General features: G+C 45.3%; 9 protein-coding genes. 1 reads left to right on the top strand and 8 read right to left on the bottom strand.

Features of this window, described 5'->3' with window-relative positions:
- Nucleotides 1-223: 223 nt before the first annotated feature.
- A complete protein-coding gene (locus QM873_RS04235) occupies nt 224-1,675 on the top strand; it encodes an alpha-amylase (RefSeq protein WP_195323777.1) in 1,452 nt (483 codons plus the stop codon).
- Nucleotides 1,676-2,042: 367 nt separating this feature from the next.
- Here QM873_RS04235 and trxA read toward each other — a convergent pair whose 3' ends face one another.
- The 8 genes from trxA to trpD form a co-directional block, all read right to left on the bottom strand.
- On the bottom strand, nt 2,043-2,357 hold the full coding sequence (trxA, locus tag QM873_RS04230) for a thioredoxin (RefSeq protein WP_414278869.1): 315 nt from the start codon (nt 2,355-2,357) through the stop codon (nt 2,043-2,045).
- A gap of 93 nt (nt 2,358-2,450) precedes the next feature.
- On the bottom strand, nt 2,451-5,522 hold the full coding sequence (locus QM873_RS04225) for a CocE/NonD family hydrolase (protein ID WP_414278868.1): 3,072 nt from the start codon (nt 5,520-5,522) through the stop codon (nt 2,451-2,453).
- 114 nt (nt 5,523-5,636) lie between these two features.
- Nucleotides 5,637-7,637 carry a peptide ABC transporter substrate-binding protein gene (locus QM873_RS04220; RefSeq protein WP_414278867.1) on the bottom strand — a complete coding sequence of 667 codons (2,001 nt, stop codon included), beginning with the start codon at nt 7,635-7,637 and terminating at the stop codon, nt 5,637-5,639.
- A gap of 109 nt (nt 7,638-7,746) precedes the next feature.
- On the bottom strand, nt 7,747-8,532 hold the full coding sequence (gene trpA, locus QM873_RS04215; RefSeq protein ID WP_343093745.1) for a tryptophan synthase subunit alpha: 786 nt from the start codon (nt 8,530-8,532) through the stop codon (nt 7,747-7,749).
- A 2-nt stretch (nt 8,533-8,534) separates the two neighbouring features.
- Complete coding sequence (gene trpB / locus QM873_RS04210; RefSeq protein ID WP_343093746.1) at nt 8,535-9,737, bottom strand: tryptophan synthase subunit beta; 1,203 nt, start codon at nt 9,735-9,737, stop codon at nt 8,535-8,537.
- Nucleotides 9,734-10,315 carry a phosphoribosylanthranilate isomerase gene (locus QM873_RS04205; protein WP_414278866.1) on the bottom strand — a complete coding sequence of 194 codons (582 nt, stop codon included), beginning with the start codon at nt 10,313-10,315 and terminating at the stop codon, nt 9,734-9,736. Before QM873_RS04205 ends, trpB begins: the two co-directional genes overlap by 4 nt.
- Nucleotides 10,302-11,069 carry an indole-3-glycerol phosphate synthase TrpC gene (trpC, locus tag QM873_RS04200; RefSeq protein ID WP_414278865.1) on the bottom strand — a complete coding sequence of 256 codons (768 nt, stop codon included), beginning with the start codon at nt 11,067-11,069 and terminating at the stop codon, nt 10,302-10,304. Before trpC ends, QM873_RS04205 begins: the two co-directional genes overlap by 14 nt.
- Complete coding sequence (gene trpD, locus QM873_RS04195; protein ID WP_414278864.1) at nt 11,066-12,070, bottom strand: anthranilate phosphoribosyltransferase; 1,005 nt, start codon at nt 12,068-12,070, stop codon at nt 11,066-11,068. The genes trpC and trpD overlap by 4 nt, the downstream gene beginning before the upstream one ends.
- Between the last annotated feature and the right edge of the window lie 64 nt (nt 12,071-12,134).

The following is a 12,134-nucleotide window of genomic DNA, read 5'->3' as shown; positions in this document are numbered from 1 at the left end:
TCGACATATAGTCTCTTTTTAGACAGATTGAGCCAACTTGAACAAAAACGAAAAAATAGTTCCTATTCATGAGGGCAAATTCCCCATTTTTCTCATGCGAGAGCTCGTTTCCAGCCCATTTATCCTTAATCCAATAAAGACAGCGTTTTCGAGAGTGCAAACCTTTGCCCTATCCTGTCATTTTTGGTAAAATAAGGCATTATTCACGAAAGATGAGAACAAAATGGAAAATCAAACCTTAATGCAATATTTTGAATGGTACCTACCCTCAGATGGCCAACACTGGTCCCGCTTAGCTGCAGATGCTCCTCACCTGGCAGATTTGGGCATTCGTAAAATCTGGATGCCACCTGCTTTTAAAGCAACATCTGCCAATGATGTCGGCTATGGCGTCTATGACCTCTTTGACCTTGGAGAGTTTGACCAAAAAGGGACTGTCCGCACCAAGTATGGATTCAAAGACGACTACTTGCAAGCCATCCAAGCCTTAAAAGAAGCTGGAATCCAGCCTATGGCTGATGTAGTCCTCAACCATAAGGCAGCAGCCGATGGTTTAGAAAAATTTGAAGTGGTCGAAGTGGACCCTAACGATCGGACCATTGTCTTGACAGAGCCCTTTACTATCAAGGGCTGGACCAAATTTACCTTTGATGGCCGAAATGGAGCCTACAATGACTTCCACTGGCACTGGTACCACTTCACCGGTACCGACTACGATGCTTCCCGCAATAAGAGTGGCATCTACCAAATCCAAGGGGAAAACAAAGGTTGGGCACAGGATGATCTGGTCGACAGCGAAAACGGCAACTATGATTACCTCATGTACGCTGATATCGACTTCAAACACCCAGAAGTGGTCGAAAACCTCAACCAATGGGCTGAATGGTTTATTGAAACAACTGGGGTAGAAGGCTTCCGTCTCGATGCGGTTAAACACATCGACTCCTTCTTTATGAAGAACTTCATCCAGCAAATCACGGACAAATATGGAGACGATTTCTACGTATTTGGTGAGTTTTGGAACGGGGATGAACAAAGCAACAATGACTACCTAGCTAGCATTGACTATCAGTTCGACTTAGTCGACGTTGCCCTCCACCAAAATCTCTTTAGAGCTAGCCAAGAAGGGGAAAACTTTGATTTAACCACTATTTTCAATGGTACGCTCGCAAGCAATCATCCAGAAAGTGCTGTAACCTTTGTCGATAATCACGATACCCAGAGAGGACAAGCCTTAGAGTCCACTGTTGGTGAATGGTTCAAGCCTGCTGCTTACGCCCTCATTCTCCTCCGCGAGGCCGGACTTCCATGTGTCTTTTATGGAGACTATTACGGCATTTCAGGGGACTTTGCTCAGCAGGATTTCCAAGCGGATCTGGATCAACTCCTTCGTATCCGCAAAGACTTATCCTACGGTGAACAAAGGGACTACTTTGACGATCCTAACTGCATTGGTTGGACTCGCTCTGGAACGGAAGAGTCTTCTCCTATCGCCTGCGTCATTTCAAATGCGGCTGCATCTGCCAAACGCATGGAAATCGGCCAAGCATATGCAGGACAGACCTACTACGATGCCCTAGGAAATTACCAGGAACCCGTTCAAATCCAAGAAGACGGCTGGGCTGATTTCCCAGTCTCAGAACGCTCCGTCAGCGTATGGATTTTAGCAGACTAACTAGAAAATTTAATTGACTGAAGAGGCTAGGACAAAAGTTCTAGCCTTTCAATTGTCTTTGGATTGTCGAGCAAGACGCAGTGGTTGAGTGGGCTCTACTACGCTGATTTCATCAGCTTTTACAGCCCTACTCAACTGTGCGGAGGTGGGACGACGAAATCGAATTCTAACGAATTACCGATTTCTGTCCTACTCTCTTTCTTATATTTTATGGCAAACCACAGGTTCATTCTAACACCTTAGGAAAGCGCTGTCAATTCCTTATCTTATTCTGTTAACAAATTCATAAAAAGAAAAAAACTCGCCCACTTCCATCATCGGAAGTGAACGAGTTTGATACGCTAAGAAGCCAAGGGCTTCTTTTATCTTAGCTTAATTCCGCAACAATTGCTTTGAGTTGTTCTTTGGTGTGAACACCAGCGACTTGTTTCACCACTTGGCCATCTTTCTTGAACAAGAGTGTTGGGATAGACATGATGCCAAAATTACGAGCAGTGTTTGGATTTTCATCCACATCCATCTTAAAGATCTTCAAGTCATCTTCATGGATCTCTTCTGCCAACTGTTCCAAGATTGGTGCCTGCATCCGGCAAGGACCACACCAAGTTGCCCAGAAGTCCACCAAGACCAAGCTTTGGCTAGTTTCTTGTTCAAATGTTGCATCTGTTAGTACGTGTACCATAGTTCCTCCTTTGATCAGTGCTTTCCACTAATCTCTCATTGATAGTTCTATTCTACACCAAAATTCTAGTTTTTAGAAATATTTGCTACGTTCTCAGCCTTGGACATCTTCTTTCTTTTTCTTCCAGAAAAGAAGGCTAGACAAGAGGAGGGTACCTAACCCATAGAATCCTATCCATTCCTTTTCAGTGCCTGTTTGAGGAAGCTGACCTGCTTTTTCTTGCGCTGGAACTACTGCTTTACCCGTCTCATAGACAAATGTTTGTCCATAAGCAACAGATAGAGATTCTGGTTTTGCAGTTTCTTTCTCAGCCGTTTTGACGAGTGGACGAAGATTTGTACCAGCAGGAATCTCTGATCTACCATATCTTTCAGGCTCTGGAAGGACTGGCAGATGGTATTCTTCGATGTAATGAACTGCTGGTTCTACCAATTTGGCTCCTTGAATCTCTGGAAGGGCAGCATATGCTGTATCAGCCGCGTTAGGAAGATAAGTAGCTACTTGCGAACGCGTCCCTTCTACAATCGGAATGGTCGCACGGATAGAATCTGTCTTGAAGGTGACTTCGTAAGGATTTTCAACGGTTAAGTCAGATGGATCATAGGTATTGAAGACTAGGGCTAATTTGTGGCCCTTTTTAACCGTATAGAGGTTTGGTTGGAGATGGACCGTATAGTCGTGGAATTCTCCAACTTTTGGCTCGATACTATTTCTTGAGCTGGCTGAATCATAGCCAGACTCAGGGTTGGCCAGGTTGATCCATCCTTTAGCAATGACCTTGTATTTGGTCTTAATGGTCTCAAACTCTGCTACAGAGAGATTAGAAAGGTTACTTCCCATCCAGAAGCCGTCTGCTTTTTTATCTGCTTTGACGCCACCGTTGCCGACCACATCAAATTCCTCATCAGAGACGTCGACTAAAAGGGCATTGATCTGGAAGTTTTTGCCTTTCCCCTTAGCCAGGGCTGCCTTGAAGTGCACAGGGATATGCCCTTTGATGGTAGTATCTTCTGTCACCTCTGACACAAAGGTCATGTTGGCTTTTGAAGAACCTTGACTTACAGTTTCGTTGCGTTTAGCAATCTCTATGCCAGCTCCTGCGTAATCACTTGAAATCGTCTCTTCCAAGCGTTTCGACTGGGCATTGAGGAAGAGGCGTTGTGAAGTCTTCCAGTTATCATAAGTGGTCCACTTGCTTGGGTCATAGTTGTTTTGAGCCAAGACAGCTGGTAATTTGTCAACTTGATTCTCTACCCCGTACAAGTAATGACTAAGCCAGGTATTCAAAAGATCATAGAAATCTTGGCCATTGGCCTGAATACCATAACCACGAGACATGGCTGCTGGATAGACGTGGTCTCCCTGGTGGAGATAGAGCTTGACATTTTGGCCTGCCTTCTTGAGGGCATCGTACATGAGTTCAAAATGCTTGGTTTTAACGTTGTCATCATTCAAGCCGTGAACCAAGAGGGCACTGGTCTTGAATTTTTCAGGATGAAGGGTATAATCCCGCTCCTTCCAGACATCGCTGTAATTGCGTTCGTGCGCATTTTGGTCCTTGTTGAGCTGGTTGATATAGTTGGCATAATTTTGCCAAATGCCTGCCCAGTCTTTTTCATCTAGGATCCGAGTACCGACATAGAGGGACAACCAAGATAAATCACTATATGGTGGGTTCCCATAAGCTGTTCCTTGACTATTGAAATAGTCATACCAAGAAGCGATCCCAGCAGCTGGAACGATGGTCTTCAAGCCTTCGACTCCTGTACTTGCCACACCAAAGGTCGTGGTTCCAGCCCAGGATAGACCGGTCATGGCAACATTTCCTGTGGCCCAGTCTGCCTTGATTTCAACATTGCTAGTCTTATCGGTGTAGGCCTTGCGCTTGCCATTGACCCACTCGATAATATTCTTAAAGGCATTGATTTCGAGATCAGAGCCTGTGGTGTTAAATCCTTCTGATCCCTTGGTACCAAGCCCAGCACTAGAGATAAAGGCATAGCCTCTGACCAAGAAATAGTCGTACCAGTTGAGATTTTCGTAGTCATAGATGTACTCGTAGGGACTGTAGTAATACCAATCCGAAGCCTTGGCCTTCTTAGCCGCATCTACAGTTGATGAGTTTCCAACAGCCTGTCGTTTAGCTGGTTGATTCCGCAACTTCTTCATATCATAGGAGCCATCTGTCGGCAAGCCCAAGCTTTCAAGAGTCACATAGTTCTCATCCAAGGTTCCTGCTACATAAGGACGCGCTTCCAGAATGGTCGCCGCCTTAAAGTCTCCCCTGGCAACTGCCTTAGGCAACTGGACAATGGCCTTGACTAAGTCCCGCTTGCCATCCGCATCTGTATCGTAATCGGTCTCTACATAGACTGGGAAGCGGACGATTTCGCTATCCTCATAGTGGTAGTCTTCATCTGATTTTTCCCCACTTGTATAAGGAAAGATGGGTTGAGCCCGCCCATTTAAAAAGAGAGGAGCTTTCTTTTCAGAGCGATAGGCATCATAGAGTTTCTTAGCAATGCTATACATATTGGTCAGCTCTTCTTGACTGACCTTGCGGTTCAAGTCCTCTTGAGTGCTAATCATCCCTAGACTCTTAGCAAAGCGTTCCCGATCAGCAGCCGATTGACCAGCCTGCTTAGGATCCTTCGCCGCCCACTGAAGCAATTCATCAACAGCATTTTGAACCGTTAATTCCTTATCCTTGAGCTCACTATTTGCCAAGCTTCCTGTGTAAGAGGTTAAGGCTTGTCCTGTCGCTGGAGTTGATGTTCCCGTCGAAGCCGCTGGACTAGCTGGGACACCTGCCCCCTGAGGTGCCTGTGGGAGATTTATTATTTCAGTTACCGCCACGGTCTTTTCTTGTCCAACTGGCTGGTCAGCCTTCTCCGCCTCTGCAGCAGCAATTGGACTCGGTCCTGCAGGTTCAGAAACCTCTACTTCCTTCTTAGGTTCCACATTTGGAGCGGATGCAGACGGATCTGCCTGACTCTGGGAAGTTGCTCCTTCAGAAGCTACAGGCTCCGGAGCCACCTGAGTCACGACTTCTTTCGTTGGAGCAAGCTCTGGTAGGTTCTCATCTGCTGCTACCACTTGATTTAAGACAAAGGGAGCTAGCAAAAGGCTTGAAGCCACCATGGACACCACTGTTTTCTTTTTCATAAAAGAGACCTCACTATTTTGTAATCAATACAGCTATTATACTATGTAAGCGCTTTTATAGCAAATTCTAAACAAGAAAAAAATCGAGGCAAATTTGCCTCGATCAAAAGATATTTATTTCACGTGATCTTTTAATTCTTCTTGAACTTTTTGGTTAGACTCTGCTTGCTCTTTCTTCCATTTTTCAAGAGCTTTGTTGTAGTCTTCGGTTGTTACAGCCTTGTCTTGAAGTTCCATACCTTTGTAGACAACGTTGTCTTTCCCTTTACCACCGGTCCAGCCAAATGGTGCTGAGAATGGTACAACACGAGTCAAGAATGGACGACCAGTCTTAGAAGTGGTTGGGATAACCAAAGCACTATCTGTCAACCAAGCTTGAGCTGCAGCATATTTCTCATAACGTTTATTAAGGTCTTGTGTTTCAGCTCCTGCTTCTGTTACCATCTTCTCAAAGTCGTACAAGCCAACTTTCTTAGCTGCCTCATTGTTTTCGCTTGGGTCAAATCCAAGGAAGGTACGAGTGTTTTCACCAGAAGAAGCTTTCAAGATATCAAGGTAAGTTGATGGGTCTTGATAGTCAGGGCTCCATCCAACGTTATCTGAGATATCCCAATCTTCGTCTTCTGCTTTAGCAGCAAAGAGGGTCACGTTCAAGAGATCTTCTTTTGATACCATATGGATATCGACAACGACATTTTCTTTTCCAAGCGTACTTTCAACCGATTGTTTGAAGGATTGAGCACGTTGAACCTTAGATTGAGTCGTTTGGTCTACTGGCATATCCAAGTGAATTGGGAATTTCACGCCATCTGCTTCAAGTGCAGATTTCGCTTTGGCAAACTCTTCTTTGGCTTGTTTTTCGTTGTAAAGACCATTTTGACCATCGTCAAGATTTGCATCTTTCCACTCGTCTCCATAAGTCACCAACTCAGATTTAACCATCTCACCGAAGGTCTTACCATCAGCTTGAACGAATGTAGGTGGGATGTACAAGTTACGGATCAGTTTGCTTGCTCCATCTTTACCATTCGCTTGGGCAGCATAGGCTTCACGGTCAAAGGCAAAGCTGATTGATTGACGGAAGTCTTTGTTCAAAAGAGCTTTCTTAGTAGATGATTTTTCTTCATCTGTTGTTTTTGCAGTGTACTTGTAAGACTGACGGTCGATATTCACACCGATAACGAAGGTGCTGGCATCTTGAGGAGTGTAGATGATTTCATCTTTAAACTTCTTAGCTTGGTCTGTAAATCCAGGTCCAGTTGGGAACAATTTAGCAAGGCTAAGAGCGTTGTCCTCAAATGAGTTCGCCAATTTACTTTGGTCTTGACCATCATAGTATTCGAGCTTAACATCTGTGATGTGAACATTGTCCTTATCCCAGTAGTTTTCATTCTTGCTCATCTCGATAGATGATTTAGAAGTGAAGCTCTTCAAGATGTATGGACCATTGTAAAGAAGAGAGCTAGTGTCACTTGCTTGGGCAAATTTATCCCCTTTTGATTCAACGAATTTCTCGTTGATTGGGAAAGTGATCCCAAGAGTCAACTTAGAATTCCAGAAAGGCTCTGCTTGGTTCAAAGTGATTTGAAGGGTATGATCATCAACTGCTTTAATGCCTACATTTTTGAAGTCTGAAGTCTTACCTTCAACATAATCATTCAAGCCCTTGATAGAGTTTTGAATGATGTAGAGCATTTCAGACTTGTGGTCAGCGGCATACTTGATCCCTGCAACGAAGTCATCTGCTGTCACATCCGCATACTCTTCCCCTTCTGAATCATACCATTTGGCATCATCACGAAGTTTGTAAGTATAAGTCAAGCCATCTTGAGAAACTGTCCAATCTTTAGCAAGTGAAGGAATCAAATTTCCATACTTGTCGTTTTCAAACAAACCATCAATCAAGTTTCCTGTGATTTCGTGGGTTGCAGCTTTACCAGATGTGATGTAGTTCAAGTTTTCAGGTTCTGTCTCATAGACGTAAGAGAATTTTTGACCTGCTTCACTTGATTTTGAGCTTGAGCTTGATGATTTAGAACCACCAGAACATGCTGCAAGAATACCTGCTGAAAGAAGAGCTACTCCTGCAAGAGCAATGACATTTCTTTTTTTCATTGTTTACTCCTAATAAATTTTTAAGGTTGTCTTAAGATTATACCACAAAGATTTTCAGAAGAGAAGTAATTTTCTGAAAATTTATTTAATTTTGTAATTTTTCTTATCCTTAGCATTTATTAAAGTGTGAACCATAGTCTACAAAGTCCTTAACATCGCTGGTTTTGCCCTCATGAAGGTCCCGAACAATTTTTGACCCCACGATGACACCATCTGATACCTGATTAAAGCGTTGGATATCTTCTTGGGTGGAGACCCCAAATCCTGTCAGAACTGGAATAGTGGCCAGGTCTCTCAAGGTCGCCAAGTGCTGATCCAAGTCGTCCCGGTAATTGCCCATCTTTCCAGTAACCCCATTGATGGCTACCGCATAGATAAAACCTTCTGCTTCTTGGATCAAGGCCTTTTGGCGTTCGATGCCTGTGGTCAAGCTGACCAAGGGTACAAGGGCAATATCACTCCCTTCCAAGTAAGGTGCTATCATATCCGCATGTTCATTTGGCAAGTCGGGAATGATCAAGCCTTTGACGGAGGTAGAAGCCAATTCTTTTATAAAAGCCTCTATACCATATTGGAAGACTGGATTGATATAGGTCATGATGACCAGAGGAATCTTGGTCTCTTGTTCTTGGAGTTTTTTTACAATAGCGGTTAAGGTCACTCCCTTGGCCAAACTACGTTGCCCAGCCATCTCGATGACTGGCCCATCCGCTACAGGATCCGACCAAGGAATCCCCACTTCAATAGCCGATGCTCCACTTTCTTCCAAGAGCTGAATGGTCTCAAAAAGCCCATCTAGTCCCTTCTCATGATCCCCCGCCATGATGTAAGGGACGAAGATCCCACGCTTGCTGTCTTTAATGGCTTGTAAATGCTGTGTTAGTGTTTTGGTCATCTCTACTTCCCTTCTGCTTCAAACCGTTCTTTCACCTGCATGACATCCTTGTCTCCACGACCAGATAGGCAGATGATGAGCGTTTGGTCCGGAGTCATTTTTGCTGCGACTTTTTGCGCTAGAGCGATAGCATGACTGGACTCCAATGCTGGAATGATTCCCTCCAAACGAGAGAGCAACTTAAATCCTTCGAGGGCTTCTTCATCCGTGATGGAATCATAGCTTGCCCGGCCAATTTCATTAAAATAGCAATGCTCTGGCCCCACACCAGGATAATCCAATCCAGCAGAGATAGAGAAAGCCTCCATGATCTGTCCATGGGCATCTTGAAGCACTTCCATCAAGGCTCCGTGAAGGATTCCTGGACGACCTTTGGCAAAGGTGGCTGCGTGTTTGTCCGTATCCAAACCAAGACCAGATGCCTCTGCTCCGTACATGGCTACAGATTCGTCTTCTACAAAGGGGTAGAACATGCCAATGGCATTGGAGCCTCCACCGATACAGGCTAGGACCGCATCAGGAAGTTTTCCACCTGAGACTTCAGCAAACTGACGTTTGGCTTCCTTACCAATCACGGATTGAAAATCTCGAACAATCTCTGGGAAGGGAGCTGGTCCAAGGGCAGAACCCATGATGTAGTGGGTATCATCAATCCCAGCTACCCATGCACGAAGGGCCGCATTGACCGCATCTTTCAGCACGCGCGATCCATCTGTCACACTATGGACTTTTGCTCCCAAGAGCTCCATCCGAAAGACATTGAGGGCTTGGCGTTTGACATCTTCTTCCCCCATATAAATGGTACACTCCATCTCAAAGAGTGCCGCTGCCGTCGCTGTCGCAACCCCGTGTTGACCAGCCCCTGTCTCCGCGATAATCTTCTTCTTGCCCATCCGTTTAGCCAGCAAGACCTGACCAAGGGCATTGTTAATCTTGTGGGCCCCTGTATGGTTGAGGTCTTCCCGTTTCAGGTAGATTTGCGCTCCTCCGATGTGCTTGGAGAGGCTTTTGGCGTGGTAAAGTGGAGTCTCCCGCCCTACATAATTCTTGAGCAAGTCATCCAATTCCGCTTGAAAGCTTGGATCTGCTTTGGCTTCTCGGTAAGCCTTATCCAGTTCGATCACGGCTGTCATCAGGGTTTCTGGGACAAACTGGCCCCCAAATTTCCCATAAAACCCTTTTTCATCCGGTAGTTGATAGTTCATGCTTTCGCTCCTTTTATAAATGCTTTTATCTTTTCTATATCTTTGCGTCCGTCTGTTTCGACCCCTGAAGAGACATCCAGGGCATAAGGCTGAAAGGTCTCTCGAGCTTGGCGGACATTGTCCACTGTCAAGCCCCCTGCAATAAAGAAATTCTGCTGAATCTTCTGATCTTTCAGCAAGTCCCAATCAAAGGTTCGCCCACTCCCAGCTACGGGAGCATCAAAGAGCAGAAAATCTGCCGGGCTGGTTACTTTAGCTTCCTGCTCACTGAGCTGGATTGCTCGAATGACTGGAACTGAGATCTTTGGAATCAGTGTTTCATCAAACATTCCATGAATCTGAACGATGTCTAAGGGAACCTGAGCAATGGCTTGCTCCAACTCCTCTAGACTTGGTGAGACAAAGACTCCAACAATTTTGGTCTTGCCAGTCACCAGTTTTGCTAATTCGTGGGCTTGCTCCAGACTGACTTGTCGCTTGCTCTCAGCGAAAACAAAACCGATATAGTCTGCACCTGCTAGGACAGCCGTCTCCACTGCTTCCACTGTAGACAGGCCACATATTTTAACCTTTGTCAATTTGCAACTCCTTGACCTTTTCTGCTACATCCCCTGCTGTCATGAGGGCAGTCCCTACCAAGATCCCATTAAAGTAGGGAGCGACTAGAGCCGCATCTGCACCATTAAAAATAGCGGACTCCGATATATAAACCGGCTGGTCTTTAAAATGTGTAGACAATTCAAGACTAGCATTCAGATCCGTTTCAAAGGTGACCAGGTTCCGGTTGTTTACTCCGATGATGTCAGCCCCGATCCGATGGGCTATTTCGAGCTCAGGTAAGTTATGGGTTTCTACCAGCACCTCCAAACCAAGCCCCGTCGCAAAATCATAAAGCTCCTTGAGCCGGGCTTCTGGCAGAGTTGCGACAATCAAGAGAATAACCGTAGCTCCGGCATTACGAGATCGGACAATCTGTTTCTCATCAATGATAAAATCCTTGGCCAAGGTTGGAATCGTCACCTGGGAAGAAATCTCACGAAGGTAGTCTAGATCTCCCTTGAAGAAGACTTGGTCCGTCAGAACCGAGATCATGGCTGCCCCATTTTCTTCATAGGTCTTGGCTTGGGCGACAATATCTACATCCAGATTGATATCCCCCATACTAGGGCTGGCTTTCTTCACCTCAGCGATGATCTGCAAGTGCTCTTGATGGCTTTTGAGAAAATCATAGAGACGATAGGTCTGACGGAGAGGCTGGAGATCTTCCATGACCATTTGCGCCACTTCTTTTTCTTTTTGTTCTAGGATTGTCGGTAGAAAGGCTTTACTCATACTTGAACCTCTTGTAAGTGTTGCAATTTAGCAAGGGCAGAACCATCCGCAATCAATTGACGTGCCAACTCTACACCTTCTTTGATGGTTGCGACTTTTCCATTGGCATAGAAACCAAGACCTGCGTTGAGAACCGTTGTTTCCAGATAAGGGCTGGCTTCATTCTTCAAGACACTAAGGAGAATCTTAGCATTTTCCTTGGCATCACCACCAGTAATTTCAGACAACTCCACCTTGTCCATACCCAGATCTTCATAGGTAAAGGTATGCTGGCTGATCTTGCCATTTTCTAGCAGGGTGTAGGTATTGGTTCCATAAAGAGCCGCTTCGTCCATATTGTCAGGACCTGTGATAACGACGGCACGTTTACGTCCCAACTGTTGAATGGCACGTGCGACAATCTCTTGCAATTCGGCACGATAGAGACCCATGAGTTGCGTTTCTAGATCCAACGGATTAGCGAGAGGGCCGACAAGGTTCATAATAGTTGGAATCCCCATAGCTTGGCGAGCTGGGCCAATGAAGCGCATAGCCGGATGCATGGTCTGCGCAAAGATAAAGGCTAAACCAACCTCATCCAAAGCTTTCGAAAGGATCTCTGGTGAGGCAGCCACGTTGATGCCAAGTTCTTCTAGGACATCTGCAGAGCCCGACTTAGAAGAAACAGAGCGATTGCCGGCCTTGGCCATGCGGATCCCACCAGCAGCCAAAACGAAGCAAACAGTCGTCGAAATGTTAAAGCTATAGGATTGATCGCCACCAGTCCCACAGTTACACATGGCATCTGAGAAGGTCTCTGGAAATACCGTCGCATGGGCCTTTAAGGCGCGAACGATCCCCGTAATTTCATCCGCTGTTTCCCCCTTGGTTTTGAGTCCCATCAAAAAGGCAGCGATTTGACTTTCTGATAGTTGGTTCTGCAAGATTTGATCAAAGACTTCTTGGACCTGCTCTTGCGTCAAGTCTTGGCGATTAGAGATTTGTAAGAATAATTCTTTCATAAAGGTTTCCTCTTGTCTTTTCTACACGTTTCAATAGAAATTTTATCTGCTTGGAACTGCTGGT

Source organism: Streptococcus australis (assembly GCF_047463015.1).
GTDB classification, from domain to species: Bacteria; Bacillota; Bacilli; order Lactobacillales; family Streptococcaceae; genus Streptococcus; species Streptococcus australis_F.
This window is presented reverse-complemented; position numbering and strand designations above follow the sequence as displayed.